This is a genomic window from Kribbella sp. NPDC051718 (genome assembly GCF_040681515.1).
Lineage (GTDB): Bacteria > Actinomycetota > Actinomycetes > Propionibacteriales > Kribbellaceae > Kribbella.
Map to the genome: position 1 here is coordinate 297,791 of NZ_JBFAYZ010000005.1, position 17,109 is coordinate 314,899.

Genomic DNA, 17,109 nt, shown 5'->3' on the forward strand with positions numbered 1-17,109 from the left:
TTAAACCATGCGTGTTACTTTATCAATGCTCCGCTCGATCACGGTTCGGGAAAAGATGGCGAGGTGTTGATCAGACCAGCTACAGCCGAGGGTTCCTCGAGCGAATGCTGCTCGAGGCCTACAACTGGGACGGGCAGCCGCGCTTCACCCTCGAGCAACTGACAGCCGAAGACCACGCCTGGCGGTACGTCGACGGTTGGCCCCGGCCCGGTGACATCGGTGTCGTCGCCGAGGACGGACAACCGATCGGTGCCGCCTGGGCACGCTTGCTGACCGCAGACCGCCCGGGCAAGGCTCAGCCGGCGTCCCGGTCGACAGGACGTAGTCGGCCGCTCGACCGAGTTGCACGCTCGGCTCGGTGACAGCCGGCTGCGATGCGGGCACTATGTCCTGTCGAGCGGGACACGCTCCGCCGCACAGGCCAGATCGGGCACTGGCGTCGACCGGCGGCGGGGGCGTGGGGCTGTTAGGCGATGGGGCGGGTTGGGTCGGTGATCCATTCGGACCAGGAGCCGACGTAGACGGGGGCTTCGATGCCGGCTATCTGGAGAGCCAGGGCTTCGTGGGCTGCGGTTACGCCGGAGCCGCAGTACGCGCCGACCGGCGTGGAGCCGTCGGCGCCTAGGGTGGCGAAGCGGGCTTTCAGGTCGGCGGCGGGGAGGAAGTGGCCGTCGGGGGTGACGTTGGCGGTAGTGGGCGCGTTGACGGCGCCGGGGATGTGGCCGGCGACCTTGTCGATCGGTTCGACCTCGCCGGCGAAGCGTTCGGGGGCCCGGGCGTCGAGGAGGACGCCGGTGGAGGCCAGTTTGGCGGCGCTCTCGGCGTCCAGCATCGGCACATGGCCGGGTGAGGCGGTGAAGGAGCCGTCGCCATCCGACGGGACGTCGGTGCTCACCTCTCCCCCGGCCGCCCGCCAGGCCGCGAAGCCGCCGTCGAGGACGCGGACGTCGCGCACACCGAAGTACCGGAAGATCCACCAGGCGCGGGCGGCGGCCATCGAGTTGGCGGCGTCGTAGACGACCACCGGGGTGTCCTCGGAGACGCCGGCCCGGCGCAGCGCCGCCTCGACAGTTGTTGCTGAGGGCAACGGATGGCGCCCGCCTTCACCGGGCGGGCCGGCCAGTTCGGCGTCGAGGTCGACGTAGTGCGCGCCGGGGAGGTGACCAGCAGCGTAGGCGTCGCGGCCGGGAGGCGCGGGCGGTCCGGACGGTACCGAGAGATTCCAGGTGACGTCGATCAGCACTGGCCTGGTGGTAGCCGCGAGCAACGAGTCGGCAGAGATCAGCGGATTCACAGTGCGCCTCCGAACGGGAGTACCTCGGGTGACAGGGTGGCACGAGCGCGGGCGGCGGTCAGCCGGCGCCGGTGATGGCGACGGCAGAGCACCTCGTAGGCGACCTGGGCCGCGTTGGTGACCATGTCGCCGACGACCAGTTGCTCGCCTTCGGTGACCATCTCACCACCGACCGTACGGGCGTTGTGGGTGGCGCGCTCACCGCACCAGCACAACGCTTCGACCTGCAGCAGCTCCATCCGGTCCGCCAGCTCGACCAGCCGGGCCGAGCCCGGGAAGAGCGTCGCCCGGAAGTCGGTCAGGATGCCGAAGCAGAAGACATCGATCTGCAGTTCGTCGACCAGCCGGGCAAGCTGATCCACCTGCTCGGCCTGGTAGAACTGCGCCTCGTCGGCGACCACGTAGTCGATCCGGCCGCCCTGGGTCAGCTCGTCGACGACGTACTGCCAGAAGTCGAAGTCCGGCTTGACCTCGATCGCCTCGGCCTCCAGACCCAGTCGCGACGACAGGACGGACTCCCCCGCCCGGTCGTTGCTGGTGAAGATCTTCCCCAGCCGCCCACGCGCCGCATGGTTGTGATCCATCTGCAGCGCCAGCGTCGACTTGCCGCAGTCCATGGTCCCGGTGAAGTAGAGCAGCTCAGCCACGAGCGCCCATCCTGCCAAAGTCGTCTCCCCCGCAGGTATGCCGGGGTGCGTCGGCTTTTGTTCTGCGGCGTCGGCGGGGTCTACTTGGGCGTGCGCAAAGCTCTGGTTCTGGTTCTGACGGTGTTGCTGACTCTCGCTGCGACGAGTGTGCAGTCGGTGGCGGCTCCGGTGCGGGTCGAGGCGGGCCTGCGCGCGTACTTCGTGATCACCGCGCCCAAGCAGACCGCGGCGGTGGCGGCCGGGGTCGCGGCCAACGCGGGGACCATCTATGCGGCGTACGACGCCATCGGTGTGCTGGTCGTGCACTCGGCCAACGCCGGATTCGCCGGCGCGATGCGGACGGTGAAGGGTGTGCAGAAGGTCGGCGCGACCCGTACCTCCGACCTCCCGCCTGCGATCGCCAATCCGGCGATCCCGCCGGCACCGGTAGAGCATCCGGACAGCTCGCCTGACCAGGTCCGGCCGGATATGGCGATGATCGGCGCCGACAAGGCCTGGGCGGTGAACCCTGGATCGAAGTCGATCACGGTCGGCGTGCTGGATACCGGCGTCGACGATCAGCACCAGGATCTGAAGGCGAACTTCGACGCGAGCAAGTCGGCGTCCTGCGCGTACGGCAAGGCCGACACCAGACCAGGTGCCTGGCGGCCGGTCGCCGAGCACGGCACCCACGTGGCCGGCACGATCGCCGCGGCCAAGGACGGCAAGGGCATGACCGGCGTCGCGCCGGGCGTGAAGGTCTCGTCGATCCGGGTCGCCGAGCCCGAGGGCGACCAACTGTTCTTCCCCGAGAACACCGTCTGCGCGTTCGTTTTCGCCGCCGACAAAGGCGTCTCGGTCACCAACAACAGCTACTACGTCGACCCGTGGATGTTCCTCTGCCCGACCGACCCCGACCAGGACGCGATCCAGGAGGCCATAGGCCGCGCTGTCGCGTACGCCGACTCCAAGGGCGTCGTCAACGTGGCCGCCGCCGGCAACGAGAACACCGACCTCGCCAACAAGACCAGCGACTCGAGCAGCCCGAACGACTCGACCCCTGCCGCCCGCTCGGTCACCACACAGTGCATCAGCCTGCCGACCGAGCTGCCGAACGTAATCGTCGTCTCGGCGCTCAGCCCCCAGGGCACCAAGGCGGCCTTCTCCAACTACGGCGAAGGCAAGATCAAGATCGCGGCGCCCGGCCAGGACGTCTACTCGACCGTCCCGGGTGGCGGCTACCAATCCCTGGACGGTACGTCGATGGCGTCACCGCACGTCGCCGGCGTGGCCGCGTTGCTCCGCAGCGCGAATCCCAAGCTGACCCCCGAGCAGGTCCGCGCCAGACTCGCGGCGCAGGCCAACGACATTCCTTGCCCTGCGGCGGCAGCAGCTGTCTGCAAGGGGTCGGAGTCAGTCAACTCGTTCTACGGCGAAGGAGTCGTCGACGCGGCCGAGGCGGTCGGCGCGGCCACGAAGGCTCCGTCGTCCGGCGTGACCATCACCAAGCCCGGCGAGCAGATCGGGTTCGGCGGCGCACCGGCAGTTCCCTTGTTGCTCAAGGGGATGAGCAGCAAGGGCTCGATCAGCTACACCGCGACCGGGCTGCCGCCGGGGTTGAGCATCGACAGGGAACGCGGCTGGATCGTCGGCGTTCTCACCCCGGGCGCAGGGCGGTACAAGGTCACCGTGACCGCTCGGGACGCCGAGGCGAAGACGGCGCAGGCGAGCTTCTACTGGAACGTGTGGAGCTTCTAGCCCGCGTCGATGAGCAGCGGGATCAGCATCTCGTCGTCGGTGAGCGATCCGTGCAGGCCGATCAGGCCGGCCTCCTGTGGATAGCGTCGGCTGGCGACCAGCGCGACCGGTCCCAGCGAGGCGACGATGACGTCGCCGAGCCGTGGCTCGACGCGCTCCTCGACGGCGCCGAACCAGCCGCGTCCGACGGCTTCGTCCCGGCTGAGCACGAGGGCTTTGTCCCCCACGCGCTCCCGGTACGTCGCCAGTACGTCGTCGGCCGCGCCGTCGACGCAGTACAGGTGTCTGAACCGCGACTCCCCACCGATCACGCGCACGCCATCGGTCAGCGCCGGCTCGGCGTCGAGATCGACCCGGTTCTCGGGAGCGACGTCGATCATGCCGTGATCAGCGACGACGATCAGTACTGCGTCGCGCGGCAACGCCGACCTGACCTGGCTGGCGAAGGCGTCCGCCGCAGCGAGCTCCTTGCGCCACTGCCACGACTCACTCCCCTGCCCGTGGCCGGTGTAATCGAGTTGTGAGTCGTAGACGTAGACGAGTGAGGAAGAACCTTCGCGGCTGGCGAATCTGGTCGCGTCGAGGCGATCCTCGACGGTGTCTGCCCCGCGATGCTTGCTACCACGGAAGGCTGCCGCGGTCAGCCCGGAGCTGTCGAACCGCGCCTTGCTGACATTGCGGGTGGCGACACCGGCGGCCGCGACTCGCTCGAACACGGTCTGATGCGGTTGCCAGCGGCGTGGATCGACCGGAGCGTCCCATTGCAAGGCGTTCAGCAGGGCGCCCGTCTCGGGCACGATCGACGTGTAGCCGACGATTCCGTGCGCGCCGGGTGGGAGTCCGGTGCCGAGGCTGGTCAGGCTCGCGGCCGTTGTCGACGGGACTCCAGCGGTCAGGCTGCGGGAGGTCAGCGACGACAGGTAGGGAGCCGTCTCCGCGTTGCGGCGGAGGAGGTTCCAGCCGAGGCCGTCGAGGAGCAATACGGCGTACCGGGGTGCGGGTGGCAGGTCGAGCAGGTTCTGCTCGCCGGGGACCGCGAGGGCACCGGCGACTGAGGGCAGTACGTCTGCGAGCGACCCGCCGCCGTATGCAGGGAGGACGGGCGTCGGGTCGGCCACGGCTCTACCTGCTGGTCGTCGCGAACGAGAGCGCCGAGGCAAAGTCGAGCACCTGCTGGATTCCGGCCGGACCGTCCGCGGCGGCCGAGATCCGCAGCGAGATGTCGTCGGCGGCGACGGAACCGGTGTAGCCGTGGTCGGCCTCGCAGTTCGGGTCGGCGCAGACGGCCGGCTCGAGGTCGATCCGGTTCACCATGCCCCAGCCGATGGTCAGCACAACCTCGCCGCCGGCTGCCGGGTCACCCTTGCCGCCGGAGGCTCCGTAGCCGGCCGGATTCGGCACCACTCGGTTCACCACGACGGCGTTCACCCGGTTGAGTGGGATCGCCTCGGTCGAGGTGGACGCGTACGGCGCCCGGATCAGGTCGTCGGCGGCGTGCTCGTCGGTATGCCCGACGATCAGCCGGCTCGGGGTCAGCGCCAGGATGGTGATGTGGCGCCGGACCTCGTCGCGGTCGAAGGTCGGCTCGTGTTGCAGCACAAAAGCCCGGATCGGTTCGCCGGCGATGGCCACGGCGAGAGAGTCCGTCACAACGTCTGGGTAGTAGCCGCACCGGTCGATCGCGTCGCGAAGGTCGGACGCGACGTCCGCGAGCTCCGGGACCGGCGCATTCAGGTCACGCATGACCTCATCCTTGCATGCGCCGGGCCCGGAGCCCGATTGGTGCCTGTGGACAGCTGTGCGTTCGGGCTCAGCCGACGCTGGCTTTGCGCAGTACCGGCGCGCCGGCAGCTCCGGCGACGGCGACCAGAACGAGGCCGATGATCACCTGCGCACCGAGCAGGATCACGCCCGAGCTGCCCTTGGTGAGCACCTCGCCGCCGCTCAGCGCCAACCCGGTCAACGCTCCGAAACCGACGACCGGGAGACCGACGCCGACGACCGGTACCACGGCCGCGAGGCGGGCGGATCGCTCGATCACCTTGAGCGGTACTCCGGAGCGGCGCAACGCCTTCGCCGGGCCGGCCTGGTCCAGCGCCGTACCGACTGCACCAGCGGCCGTCGAGGCCGCGCCGGTGACGAACACCAGACCGAGCAGCAGTGCGACGCCGAGTCGGAGGTCCTTGTACATGCCGGCGTCCTGCTGGTCGCGCTCGGCGTTGGTCAGCGGGACCTTGCCGGGTACGAGGTTGTAGAGGGCTGTGCGGGCCTTCTCGTGGTCAGCAGCTGGAATGGAGATGATCACTGAGTGGTCGTCGGTGGTGACCTGACCGTTGATCTTCGCCTCGGACAGCAGTTGTTTGGCGTCGTTGGCGACGACGGCCACCTGGCCTTGCTTGGGGTTGAACTCGAACGCTTGGTCCGCGGCGGTGCTGTTCATCCCGTACGGCATGAACAGCGCCAGGAATCCGGTGACGAAGCCACTCAGGACCAGCGCGGCGACCGGGCGGAAGGCAGCTTTGGGGTCGTCGGCGAGGCGTCGGCCGGCCAGGAGGGCGACCGGGCCTCTCGCAGTACGGGCCATGAATCTGCCGATGACCTGTACTGCGAACGGGCCGACGATGCGGACCGCGAGAGCGGCCAGGCCGATGCCGATGAGCAGCGGGATGATCGCGCCGCCGGTACCGAGGATGGCGAGCATGATCGGGCCGATGACCAGCAGGCCTAGGCGGAGGGCGCTGGTTGCCTTTCGCGTCTGACCGCGGACTACGCCGAGCGGGGTGATGCTGACGCGGCCGAGGCCGATTAGCGCACTGATCACACTTAGCACTGGTACTGCGATGAGGACGATCAGGGCGACCCACCAGCTCGGGGTGAGGTCGTGGACGTACCAGCGGCCGCCGCCTAGTGGGATGCGGGCGATGAGTGGGGTGAGCAGGGTGTAGCCGATCAGGCCGGCGACGGCACCCAGCAGGCCGAGGACTGCTTGCTCGACTGCGCTCAGCCAGAGCACCTGGCTGCGGGTTGCGCCGGCGAGTCGGAGTGCGGCTAGGCGGTGTTCGCGACGCTTGGCGGCGACGCCGGCTGCTTGGCCGACCAGGCTGAGGAGTGGGAAGAGGACCAGGGTGATGCCGAAGGCGACGAGGACCAGCAGTACGGCCATCCGCTCGTCGAGAGCCTTGCCGTTCCAGCTGTCGAGGTACTTCGGGTGGTCGGCTGGGGCGACGCCGGGTGAGTTCTTCTCGACGCCGTGGATGATCACCCACTCGTCGGGTGAGGAGAGGCCTTTGTCGGTGATGACTCCGGTTGGCTTTGCTGTGTTGTAGCGCTTGGCCAGGTCGTCGGACCAGTGCTTGGCGACCTCTGGTGAGACGAAGACCTCGCCGGGCTTCGGCGCGGCGGCCAGGCCGGGTGGGGGCGGGACGTCCTTCTGCGGGTTGTTGACGGCGACGTCGTACCGGGTGATCGGTACGCCTCCGGCCATGTCGTCGATCTCGTTGACCACGCCGACGGCCGTCTTCTGATCACCGTCGTCGGTGGTACGCCAGCCGATGCGATCGGAGCGGTGGGTCAGCCCGAGCGAGCCGGCGATGAGAAAGGTGACGAGGAGCGCGACGATCGCGGTGGCCCCCAGAGCCGCCAGATTGGCCGCCCGCCCGCCAGGCCCCGGTCGACGGACGAAACGCAGCCCAAGATCAGTCATCGGGTTCATCGGTCGCTCACCCGGCCGTCGACGATGCGTAGTACGCGGTGGCAGCGGGCTGCGACTGCGTCGTCGTGGGTGACGACTACTACGGCGGCGCCTCGGTGGGTGGCGGCGCCGACCAGGAGGTCGATCACCTGGGCGCCGGTGGCGGCGTCGAGGGCACCGGTGGGTTCGTCGGCGAAGACGGCTTGTGGTTCGCCGACGAGGGCTCGGGCGATGGCTACGCGTTGGGCTTGGCCGCCGGAGAGTTCGCCGGGGCGGCGACCGGCTTCGTTGGCGAGGCCGACCTGGGCGAGGGTGGCGCGGGCCCGCTTGATGGCTTCGCGACGGGAGACGCCGTCGACCATGAGTGGGAGCGCGACGTTCTCGTCGGCCGGCAGCTCGGCAAGCAGCTGATTGTCCTGAAACACAAACCCCAGCCGCCGACGCCGGAGGATCGTCCGGGCAGCATCGTTCAACTGATCCACCCGATCGTTGCCCAGCCACACCTCACCTTGATCCGGACTGAGAATGCCGGCCAGCACGTGCAGCAGCGTCGTCTTGCCATTGCCGGACGGGCCCATCACAGCCAGGGCTTCACCGACCCGGACTTGGACGTCCACTCCGGCCAGACCGACCACATCGCCGTAGTACTTAACCAGCCCCCGCCCAGCCAGCACAGGTGGCTGGCCGGCCTGTGGTACCGGATGCTTGGGCTGCAACTGCAGAGTGCTGGGTTGAGGCTGCGGGTTCGTGGTGGGGACACCTGGGTGGCTCATACCCGATAGCTTTCCGGGACTCGCCTTCTGGGACGTCGGACCCGGGACCGGTCTTACGTGCGTCTTTCGACGTCAACACCGGGCCTCACGTAGTACCGGAGTCGTACGTGCCACCGCCGAGGAGTTGTGGCGACCTTGAACACCATCCGGCGACCTTGAACACGTTATTTCATGTCCACGGTCACCAAAGGGTGTTCGAGGTCGCCAGTTCGGGCGCTAGGTGGTCGGGAACGCTGAGGGGTAGGCGTCTCGGTAGCTGAGGGTGCGGCCGGCGGGGGTTTCTACCGTTTGGGCGGCTAGGACGGCGTGGGCGATGGCTCGGGTGAGGGTGCGGGCGCCGGCGGCGAAGATGGTTTCGAGTTGGAGCAGGGTGGTTGGGTCGGTGACAGTGAGGCGGGTCGGCGCCTTGCCGGTGGAGAGGGCGAAGATGCTGTCGCCGTCCACAAGGGTGTGGATCGGATCGATCGCGCGCGCCAGGCCGTCGTGGGCGATCATCGCCATTCGCTTGGTGGCCGCCTTGTCCAGTGAGGCGTCGGTGGCGACTACGGCGATGACCGTGTTCATGCCGGGGACACGGCCGGGGAGATCTGGGGGCGGGCCGGTGGGGGTGCGTAGTACGGGGAACTCGTTTGGAAGGCCGTAGCGCTCGGCTGAGAGGCGGCCTTGCGGGTCTACGGCAGAGCCGGCTGCGTTGACGATCACTAGGGCGCCGATCGTCGTACCGTCTGGCAGGCGCACACTCGCCGAGCCGACGCCGCCCTTGAGACCGCCGACATGAGCGCCGGCACCGGCGCCATGGTTGCCTTGAGCAACTGGTCCGTCGGTGGCTGCCTCGAGGGCCTGGCGTCCCCAGTCCGCGGTCGGCCTGGCCTGGAATCCGCCGCCGCGACCGAGGTCGAAGATCACCGCGGTCGGCACGATCGGTACGACGTCCTTCTCCCCCGCCCCGACACGCACACCCTGACCGCGCTCTTCGAGTGCCGCCATCACGCCCGTCGCCGCGTCGAGCCCGTACGCGCTGCCGCCGGTGAGCACGATCGCGTTCACGCCGGCATTGGAGTTGACCGGGTCGAGCAGGTCGGTCTCGCGGGTGCCGGGGGCGCCGCCGCGGACGTCCACGCCGGCCACTGCCGTGTCGGGGACGTGGATGACCGTAGTACCGGTCAGGTATGGCGCGTCGGTGCGTTCGACCTGCCCGACCAGTACGCCGGGGACGTCGGTGATCGCGTTGTGCGGACCGGGCTGCGGCTGCTCACTCGTCATGGGATCTGTCTAGCACCACGCCGAAATTCGGTTGCTGCCGACATTACGTTGGACTGTATGAATGCCGACCTGCTCTGTGGCTCCTTGGCCGAACCGTCGCGCCTGCGCACGTACTCCGCCGTCGTCCTCGGCGCCCGTACCCCGGACCAGATCGCAGCAGCCACCGGCCTCTCCCCCGCTGTCGTCGGCAAGTCGGCCCAGCGCCTGATCAAGACCGGTTTGCTCACGGCGTCCGCCGATGGTTTCCATGCGGTCGAGGACGTCTTCAAGGAGGTCGCTCGCAGCGGACGCCGCGAGGTCCAGCCTTTGGACCCGGATCCGGCCCGCGATTCCGTCCTCCGCGCCTTCATCCGCGACGGCCGGCTGACCCACTTCCCGACCTTCCCCGCCAAGACCCGGATCGTCCTCGAGTACCTGGTGAACTCCTTCGAGCCGGACCGCACCTATCCGGAGTCCGAGGTCAACACAATCCTCAACACCTGGCACGAAGACCACGCAGCCCTCCGCCGCCTACTGGTCGACAACCAGCTCCTCACTCGCACCGACGGCATCTACCGCCGACGGGCTTAGCTGGAGTGGACTGTGTTTGCGGCTTGCTCCAACTGGTCGAGGGTCGGGAGTGAGACCAGGAGGTCGGTGAGTTGGTGGGTGGCGAAGGTTCGGTGGTCTTCGGCGAGGGTGGGGTCGAGCGCGGCGCTGGCTTGGCCGTGGAGAAAGTTGAGGGAGATGGCTATGCCGGTGGCGAAGCCGGTGGGGCCGTCGAGGGTTGAGGTTCCGCCTGAGGCTCGGTAGGCGGTGACGATTCGGCGGAGGTTCTCGGGGTGGGCAGGTGGTGCATCAGCAATGCGCCCAGCTCTCGCCACGGGGCCAGGGTGCCGACGTTGTCCCAGTCGACCAGATAGGTGCGGTCGGCGGAGCGGAGTACGTTTGTGTTTTTGAGGTCCCGGTGACACCAGACCTGGTCGCCGATCGGGGCGGCGTTGACCAGGGTGGTCAGTTCGTCGAGGCGCGGGTGGAGTTTGGTGAGGGCTGCGGCCCACCCGACTTGTGCTGCCTCTGCGGCATCGAACAGCGACGGCCAGTCGACGTCGACTCGGTGGTACCAGGGCACTACCTCGCCTGTACCGCCGGGCCAGTCGAGAGCGTGGATCAACGCCATCTGCTCGGCAAGCCAACTGGTCGCGTCAACATCCCACTCATCCGGTACGTCGCCATCGACCCATTCGTAGAGCCGCCACCACCCACCACCCAGCCGTACGACGTACTCACCGTCGACGGCGGGCAATGGCGTCGGACTCGGTACGCCTGCGTCCGCGCAAGCCGTTCGGAAGGCGACCTCGGTTCGGACGGCGTCCAACCCACCGTCGAACCAGAACAACTCCTTCGCGGCAAACACCCTCGCCGCAGTCTTCAACTCCCAGACGGCACCCATCGCTCCGCGCGCCGCCTGCGACATTCGCGCGTGCTCTCCCACGTCGAACACCTCAGCCAGCTCTCGCGCGATAGCTGTCGCGCCGCTGTCCGACTCACCCATCAACCCCGCCTCGATCGACTGTCAAAGGTCCCGATCGTAGGGGGCACGGGCGTGGCGGGCGATTCCTTTTGGTGGTGGCCAGGGTCTACCCGACAGGAGGCCGGGCCGGTCTCTTTCTGTAGACCGAGGAAGAAGGACGGATCGCCGATGAGCATTCCCGCGACCATGCGCGCGCTGCAGCAGACCTCGCTCGACGGACCGCAGGACCTGCGCCTGATCACCGACGCGGCTGTCCCTGAACCCCGTGAGGGTGAGGTGCTGATCCGGGTCGCCGCCGCCGGTGTCAACTTCGCCGACGTCTCGAAGGCTCAGGGCACCTTCCGGGACGGCCCGCAGCCGCCGTACCTGGCCGGCTTCGAGGCTGCCGGCGAGATCGTCGCGGTGGGCGAGAAGGTGGGCGGCTTGCAACCGGGGGGCCGGGTTGTGGGTGTCGGCGACGGCGCGTTCGCTGAGTACATGGTGTTGCTCGCGGCCGCGACCATGCCGGTACCTCCGGGCTGGTCGGCGCAGGAGGCGCTCGGTCTGGTCGTGAACTGGCCGACTGCGCTGGCCGCGCTCAGGCCTCTGGGTGGCATCAGGGCGGGGCAGGTTGTGCTGGTCCACGCCGCCGCGGGCGCGACAGGCCAGGCCGCGGTCAGGTTGGCCAAGCATTACGGTGCGACGGTTGTCGCGACCGCCTCACCAGGCAAGCACGAGACGGTGCTGGGCTTGGGGGCCGACCACGTCCTCGACTCCTTGAGCGCCGACATTGCGACTGAGGTACTTCGGCTGACCAACGGCTCTGGTGCCGACGTGGTGCTCGAGTCGGCAGGCGGGGCCACCTTCGAGGCCAGCCTCACTGCCGCCAAGCGGGTCACCGGCCGCGTCGTCGTCTACGGAGTGGCGGGCGGCGACGCGTCGATCACCAACTGGGAGCTGGTCTACAAGCACCAGGTCCACGTCATAGGTCTCAACCTCGGAGCGCTGATCCAGGCCGCGCCGCAGATTTTCGGCGAGGTCATGGGTGAGTTGTCCGCGCTCATCGCCGCAGGCGTGATCACTCCCGGCCAGCCCACCACCTACGACCTGGCCAGCGGCCCGAAGGTACTAGCAGAGCTGCAAGCAAGAGCCACCATTGGCAAACTGGCACTAATCCCCTGAGAGGTCTCTGCTAACGATGGACCAAGACCGGTTCCCCGCCGATACCGAGCTGTACCGTAGGGAGCTGCTGGCGCACTGCTACCGGATGGTCGGCTCGGCACATGATGCAGAGGATCTGGTGCAGGAGACCTATCTGCGCGCCTGGCGGTCCTACGCAGGATTCGAGGGGCGGGCGTCGATCCGGTCCTGGCTCTACAAGATCGCCACCAATGTCTGCCTGACGGCGTCGAGGCCGCGCCCGATCCGGATGCTGCCCTCAGGTCTGACCGGCGCGTACGACGGGCCCGATCGGCCGCCGATTCCCGTTGCGGTGGGCGAGGTCTCGTGGCTGGAACCGCTGCCGGACGCCTGGATCACTCCACAAGCCGACGATCCGGCCGCCGTAGTGGTCGGCCGCGAATCGCTGCGGTTGGCGCTCATCGCCAGCCTGCAGCACCTGTCCTCCCGCCAGCGGGCGATCCTCCTGCTGCGGGACGTACTGGCATTCTCTGCGGTCGAAACGGCGCAGATGCTCGACACCACCACGACGGCGGTCAAGAGCGGTCTGCAGCGCGCCCGCGCACGACTCGAGGACCTCGACCTGGAGCCCGCCGAACTGCTCGAACCGACCGACGAGCGGGCGCTCGCGCTGCTCAAGGGCTACATCGCGGCCTTCGAGCACTCGGATGCCAGCCTGCTGGAACAGGTGCTGCGCACTGACGCCACGCTGGAGGCGACGCCGTTCCGCGACTGGCAGGCGGGCCGAGTCATGTGCATTCACATCCTCGACGCGTACGTACTGGGCGAACCAGGTGACTGGCGGATGATCGCCACCACCGCCAACGGCCAACCCGCTGCCGTTGTGTATCGCCGGGACGCGAGCGAGGTGCTCCGGGCCGACGGCGTCGTGGTGCTGACGGTCACCGCCGCTGGCGTCTCCCGCGTGATCAAGTTCCACGACCCCGCGCTGGTCGGGACGTTCGGCTTCCCGGACGTGCTCAACGGATGACCAAACGAACGGCCGCCTCGCCGTGAAGCTGTTCGTCAGGTGAGGCGGCGGGCGGGGGTGTCTTGGCGGGGTTTTTCGTTGGGGGCTATCCGGATGGTGGTGTCGAGGACCGTCGCGCCCTGCGCTGCCACCAGGACTGAACGAAGGTCGCAGCGGACTACCTCCTCGAGTTCCAGGGTCAGGCGGGAGACTCGGTGGAGGAGGTTTTCTATGGCTGGGATGTCTACCGGGTCGGAGCCTCGGTAGCCGTAGAGCAGTGGGGCTGCGCGAACCTCGCGGACCATCTCGGCGGCGTCGGCTGTGGTGAGGGGTGGCATGCGGTACGAACGGTCGCCCAGGAGGTCGGTGGCTACCCCGGAGAGACCGAAGGTGACGACCGGACCATAGGAGACGTCCTCCAGCGCGGAGATGACGACCGGTACGCCGGGTGGGGCCATCTTCTGCACGACGAACTGGGCCCGGGCGGGGTCGGACGCGACGCCGAAGGTGCGGGTCATCTCGGCCCAGGCTTCGCGCATGTCGTCTTCGTCGTGGATGTGGCGCCAGATGTCGGCGAGGTCGGGGCGCATCCGCCATTGCTCGGCCGTCGCTTTGAGGATGACCTCGAAGCCGAGGTCGGCCGCGCGGTCCACCGCTTCGTCCGCGGAGAGCACCGGGAACGCGGGCAGCACGCTGATGTCGTAGAAGCTCAGCAGACGCTGGCGGTCCGCGTCGTCCAGGTCGGCGCCATGCGGGTGCCGTTGCAGGAACTCGGCGACGAAGTCCTCCGCGCCGCCCGTGTCGACGCTCGGCAGGTCGGGGATCCGGCTGTCCGCGCGCCGTCGCCACTCGGCGTACGTCGTCGCCTTCGCCAAGGCGCCCACGGCGTACTGCGGTGAGGAGAACGACGGAATCGACCCGCGAGCAGCGCCGCCGTGCTCATCGGCCACCCGCAACTGCTCGGGAACGCTGCGCGACGCCAGGAACGTCGACACAACCGGCTTGTCGGACCCAGCGGCCGCGGCCGCCAGGACTCGCGCGACCTCGGCACCGTTCGACTGGACCGGTGGAGTGAAGATCACCACGACCGAGTGGACCCGATCGTCCGCGAACACCTCGTTCAGCGCCGCGCCGAAATCGGCAGCCGTCGCCTCCGCGTTGAGCGTGCGCGGCTCCCCCGCCATGTCGAGCCCGTAGCCCGCCATCGAGTCCAGAGCGAGCAGCGTCAAGGCGTCCGAGTTGCTCACGATCGCCACCCGGCGCCCCTTCGGCAACGGCTGGTGCGCGACGAGCTGGGCGACGTCGAACATCTCCCCCGGCGTGTCGACACCGATCAGGCCGCTCTGCCGGAACAGCGAGTCGACAGTTGCCGGGGGCAACGTGCTGCGGCGGACCGTGTGGCCGAGCGGAACGCCTTGAGTGGCGCGGCCCGACTTCAGCGCGATCACCGGCTTGCGACCGGCCAGCCGCCGCGCGACCCGGCTGAACTTGCGCGGGTTGCCCAACGACTCCAGGTAGAGCAGGACGACCTCGGTCGCCTCGTCGGAGTACCAGAACTGCATCAGGTCGTTGCCGGAGACATCGGCACGGTTGCCGGCCGAGACGAAGGTCGACAACCCGAGCCCCCGCCTGACCATGTCCGCCAGGATCGACACGCCGAGCGCACCGGACTGGCAGAAGAAGGCGACCCGGCCCGGGCTCGGCATCAACGGTGAGAGCGTCGCGTTCAGGCTGACTCCGGGGGCGGTGTTGATCACGCCGAGCGCGTTCGGCCCGATCACGCGCATCCCGTACGACCGGGCGAGCCCGACCAGGTACCGCTGCCGCTTGCGCCCCTCGTCACCGATCTCGGCGAACCCACTCGACACCACCACCAGCCCGCGCACGCCCTTGGCCGCGCAGTCCAGGATGACGTCGGCCACCATCTCCGCGCGCACCGCGACCACGGCCAGGTCGACCGGCCCGTCGACGTCCCGGATCGTCGGGTACGCCGGTACGCCGTCGATCTCGCTGGCCTGGGTGTCCGTGTTGACCGCGTACAGCCGCCCCGGGAAACCCCCGTCTCGCAGGTTGCGCAGCAACGCGTTGCCGATCGTGCCCTCACGCCGCGACGCGCCGATCACGGCGACCACGGCCGGAGTCAGCAGCCGGGCGATCGAGAGTGCCTCGGACCGCTGCTCACGAGCCTGCATCACGCCGAACGACGTGTCGGTCGGCGCGATGTCGAACTCGACCATGATCACGCCGTCCTCGAACTCCCGGGCGACCTTGTAGCCGGCCTCGGTGAAGACGGTGATCATCTTGCGGTTGTCCGGCAGCACCTCGGCGATGAACCGGGCGATGCCGTGCTCGCGGGCCGCCTGGGCGAGGTGCTCGAGCAACAGTTGCCCGAGGCCCCGGCCCTGGTGCGCGTCCTCGATCAGGAAGGCGACCTCGGCGGTCCGCCGGCCGGTGCGCTCGTAGCGGCCGACGCCGATCATGTCGTCGCCGACCGTCACGATCAGCGCGAGCCGGTCCACGTAGTCGACCTGGGTGAAGCGCGCCACGTCCCGGTCGGACAGTTGCGGATACGGCGCGAAGAACCGGTAGTACTTCGACTGCTCGGAGACGCGGCCGTAGAACGCCACCAGCAGATCCGCGTCACCAGGCGTGATCGGCCGCAAGTGCGCTGTCGCCCCGTCGCGCAGCACCACGTCCGCTTCGTACACCGCTGGATAGCCCTCTGGGTACTCCAGGACATACTGGGCCGGTCGCTGAGGCTGCTCCGGCATCGTCACGCGGCCAGCGTACTCACTCACCGGACTTCGGAGGACGGCAATTCCATGTGGTGGTTGAGTGCGCTCGGGGGTATCGCCGCGCTTGTCACCGGTCTGCTCGGCCCCGCGGACGCGCTCGATGTGCTCGAGCGGATCGCGCCGGTGCTCGTCTTTCTGGTGGCCGTCACGGTGATCGCCGGGCTCGCCGACGCTGCGAAGGTCTTCGATGTCGCCGCTCGTGAGGCGGCTCACCTCGCTCGCGGCCGGATGTGGCGGCTCTGGTTGCTCGTCGTCGTGCTCGCGACCGCGCTGACCATCGTGCTGTCGCTGGACACCTGTGCCGTGCTGCTCACCCCGGTGGTGCTCGCGATGGCGCGTCAGCTCGAGATCCCGCCGAAGCTGTTCGCGTTCACGACCGTCTGGCTGGCCGGCACCGCGTCGATGCTGCTGCCGGTGTCCAATCTCACCAATCTGCTCGCCCTGCATCAGTTCGACCGTCTCGGGCTGGGGCTTCGCGACTACGTCGGCCTCAGCTGGCGGCCGGCGATCGCGGCGATCTTGATCACGGTCGCCGTCCTGGCGGCGCTCTTCCACAAAGATCTGCGCCGGTCGTACGACGTGCCTGCGACGCCCGATCTGGACGACAAGGTGCTCTTCTGGGGCTCGGCGGCGGTGTGCCTGGCGCTCGGTCCGGCGTTCGTCACCGGTATCGACGTCGCCTGGCCGGCCAGCGTCGGCGCGCTCGCGCTCGTCGTGCTCTTCGCCGTCCGCCGCCGCGCGGAGCTCACCTGGGCCCTGGTGCCCTGGCGCCTCGTAATCACGGTGGTCGGACTGTTCCTCGTCGTCGGCGCCCTCACGGCACACGGACTCGAAGGCCTGCTCAGCGACATCGCCGGCACCGGGGAGAGCCTGGCCGCACAGCTGCGACTGACCGGCACGGCAGCGCTCGGCGCGAACGCGGTCGACAACCTTCCGGCGTACCTGGCGATGGAGCCGGTGGCCTCGGCGGACGGCACCCGGATGATCGCGCTCCTGATCGGGGTCAACTGCGGCTGCCTGCTCACCCTCTGGGGCTCGCTCGCCACTCTCCTGTGGCGGGATCGCTGCCGTGCCGCCGGAGTCCACATCTCCTGGTGGTCGTTCCTCTGGCGCGGGCTGGTCCTGACCCCGCTCGTCCTCACCGGCGCAGTGCTCGCCGTCACCCTCGGCTGACTGCCAGCTGAGCCACGGAAACGACGCCGGATCGAACATGCGTTCGACTTTAGTCACCTCGGGTGGCGTTTCGCAAACCGGATGTCGCGTTGCCG

At 68.7% G+C, this 17,109-nt stretch carries 15 protein-coding genes; 6 read left to right on the forward strand and 9 right to left on the reverse strand.

What is annotated here, in order from left to right; all coding sequences use genetic code 11:
• Positions 1-104 precede the first annotated feature (104 nt).
• Positions 105-362: a hypothetical protein gene (locus AB0M15_RS20765; protein ID WP_363821143.1), complete on the forward strand. Its 258-nt coding sequence runs from the start codon at positions 105-107 to the stop codon at positions 360-362.
• Between the two features lie 104 nt (positions 363-466).
• Here the strand turns inward: AB0M15_RS20765 and AB0M15_RS20770 are convergent, their stop codons facing one another.
• Together AB0M15_RS20770 and AB0M15_RS20775 are read right to left on the reverse strand one after the other, a co-directional pair.
• Positions 467-1,294: a sulfurtransferase gene (locus tag AB0M15_RS20770; RefSeq protein ID WP_363821146.1), complete on the reverse strand. Its 828-nt coding sequence runs from the start codon at positions 1,292-1,294 to the stop codon at positions 467-469.
• Positions 1,291-1,941, reverse strand: coding sequence for a thymidine kinase (locus AB0M15_RS20775; protein ID WP_363821149.1), 651 nt, complete (start codon positions 1,939-1,941; stop codon positions 1,291-1,293). Before AB0M15_RS20775 ends, AB0M15_RS20770 begins: the two co-directional genes overlap by 4 nt.
• Before the next feature lie 120 nt (positions 1,942-2,061).
• Here AB0M15_RS20775 and AB0M15_RS20780 point away from each other — a divergent pair, with 120 nt between their 5' ends.
• Positions 2,062-3,678, forward strand: coding sequence for a S8 family serine peptidase (locus tag AB0M15_RS20780; protein ID WP_363821152.1), 1,617 nt, complete (start codon positions 2,062-2,064; stop codon positions 3,676-3,678).
• Here AB0M15_RS20780 and AB0M15_RS20785 read toward each other — a convergent pair.
• From AB0M15_RS20785 to AB0M15_RS20805, 5 genes are all read right to left on the reverse strand, one after another.
• Positions 3,675-4,796: a nucleotide pyrophosphatase/phosphodiesterase family protein gene (locus AB0M15_RS20785; protein WP_363821154.1), complete on the reverse strand. Its 1,122-nt coding sequence runs from the start codon at positions 4,794-4,796 to the stop codon at positions 3,675-3,677. The two genes, AB0M15_RS20780 and AB0M15_RS20785, sit on opposite strands and share 4 nt — an antisense overlap.
• Before the next feature lie 4 nt (positions 4,797-4,800).
• Entirely contained in the window at positions 4,801-5,421 is a 621-nt protein-coding gene (locus tag AB0M15_RS20790) for a DUF5998 family protein (RefSeq protein ID WP_363821158.1), read from the reverse strand.
• 67 nt (positions 5,422-5,488) lie between these two features.
• Entirely contained in the window at positions 5,489-7,381 is a 1,893-nt protein-coding gene (locus AB0M15_RS20795; RefSeq protein ID WP_363821160.1) for an FtsX-like permease family protein, read from the reverse strand.
• 5 nt (positions 7,382-7,386) lie between these two features.
• Complete coding sequence (locus AB0M15_RS20800) at positions 7,387-8,142, reverse strand: ABC transporter ATP-binding protein (RefSeq protein ID WP_363821162.1); 756 nt, start codon at positions 8,140-8,142, stop codon at positions 7,387-7,389.
• 216 nt (positions 8,143-8,358) lie between these two features.
• Positions 8,359-9,405, reverse strand: coding sequence for a P1 family peptidase (locus AB0M15_RS20805; RefSeq protein WP_363821165.1), 1,047 nt, complete (start codon positions 9,403-9,405; stop codon positions 8,359-8,361).
• A gap of 57 nt (positions 9,406-9,462) precedes the next feature.
• Between AB0M15_RS20805 and AB0M15_RS20810 the strand changes: the two genes are divergently transcribed.
• Positions 9,463-9,975, forward strand: a complete 513-nt coding sequence (locus tag AB0M15_RS20810) for a DUF2087 domain-containing protein (protein WP_363821167.1) — start codon at positions 9,463-9,465, stop codon at positions 9,973-9,975.
• A 160-nt stretch (positions 9,976-10,135) separates the two neighbouring features.
• Here AB0M15_RS20810 and AB0M15_RS20815 read toward each other — a convergent pair whose 3' ends face one another.
• Entirely contained in the window at positions 10,136-10,939 is an 804-nt protein-coding gene (locus AB0M15_RS20815; RefSeq protein ID WP_363821170.1) for a phosphotransferase, read from the reverse strand.
• 147 nt (positions 10,940-11,086) lie between these two features.
• Between AB0M15_RS20815 and AB0M15_RS20820 the strand changes: the two genes are divergently transcribed.
• Both AB0M15_RS20820 and AB0M15_RS20825 read left to right on the forward strand, forming a co-directional pair.
• The gene (locus tag AB0M15_RS20820; protein ID WP_363821173.1) at positions 11,087-12,079 is read left to right on the forward strand and encodes a zinc-binding dehydrogenase; all 993 of its coding nucleotides are present in this window, start codon (positions 11,087-11,089) and stop codon (positions 12,077-12,079) included.
• 16 nt (positions 12,080-12,095) lie between these two features.
• On the forward strand, positions 12,096-13,067 hold the full coding sequence (locus tag AB0M15_RS20825) for an RNA polymerase subunit sigma-70 (protein WP_363821176.1): 972 nt from the start codon (positions 12,096-12,098) through the stop codon (positions 13,065-13,067).
• Positions 13,068-13,102: 35 nt separating this feature from the next.
• Here AB0M15_RS20825 and AB0M15_RS20830 read toward each other — a convergent pair whose 3' ends face one another.
• Positions 13,103-15,817 carry a GNAT family N-acetyltransferase gene (locus AB0M15_RS20830; RefSeq protein ID WP_363822293.1) on the reverse strand — a complete coding sequence of 905 codons (2,715 nt, stop codon included), beginning with the start codon at positions 15,815-15,817 and terminating at the stop codon, positions 13,103-13,105.
• 51 nt (positions 15,818-15,868) lie between these two features.
• Between AB0M15_RS20830 and AB0M15_RS20835 the strand changes: the two genes are divergently transcribed.
• Positions 15,869-17,014 (forward strand): SLC13 family permease, encoded by a 1,146-nt coding sequence (locus AB0M15_RS20835; RefSeq protein WP_363821178.1) that lies wholly within the window; start codon positions 15,869-15,871, stop codon positions 17,012-17,014.
• Positions 17,015-17,109 lie beyond the last annotated feature (95 nt).

Coding starts and splice junctions, on each gene's coding strand:
- AB0M15_RS20805 (WP_363821165.1), bottom strand. CDS start 9,405: ATGACGAGTGAGCAGCCGCAGCCCGGTCCGCACAACGCGATCACCGAC.
- AB0M15_RS20815 (WP_363821170.1), bottom strand. CDS start 10,939: ATGGGTGAGTCGGACAGCGGCGCGACAGCTATCGCGCGAGAGCTGGCT.
- AB0M15_RS20830 (WP_363822293.1), bottom strand. CDS start 15,817: ATGCCGGAGCAGCCTCAGCGACCGGCCCAGTATGTCCTGGAGTACCCA.
- AB0M15_RS20820 (WP_363821173.1), top strand. CDS start 11,087: ATGAGCATTCCCGCGACCATGCGCGCGCTGCAGCAGACCTCGCTCGAC.
- AB0M15_RS20835 (WP_363821178.1), top strand. CDS start 15,869: ATGTGGTGGTTGAGTGCGCTCGGGGGTATCGCCGCGCTTGTCACCGGT.
- AB0M15_RS20825 (WP_363821176.1), top strand. CDS start 12,096: ATGGACCAAGACCGGTTCCCCGCCGATACCGAGCTGTACCGTAGGGAG.
- AB0M15_RS20810 (WP_363821167.1), top strand. CDS start 9,463: ATGAATGCCGACCTGCTCTGTGGCTCCTTGGCCGAACCGTCGCGCCTG.
- AB0M15_RS20790 (WP_363821158.1), bottom strand. CDS start 5,421: ATGCGTGACCTGAATGCGCCGGTCCCGGAGCTCGCGGACGTCGCGTCC.
- AB0M15_RS20800 (WP_363821162.1), bottom strand. CDS start 8,142: ATGAGCCACCCAGGTGTCCCCACCACGAACCCGCAGCCTCAACCCAGC.
- AB0M15_RS20765 (WP_363821143.1), top strand. CDS start 105: ATGCTGCTCGAGGCCTACAACTGGGACGGGCAGCCGCGCTTCACCCTC.
- AB0M15_RS20795 (WP_363821160.1), bottom strand. CDS start 7,381: ATGACTGATCTTGGGCTGCGTTTCGTCCGTCGACCGGGGCCTGGCGGG.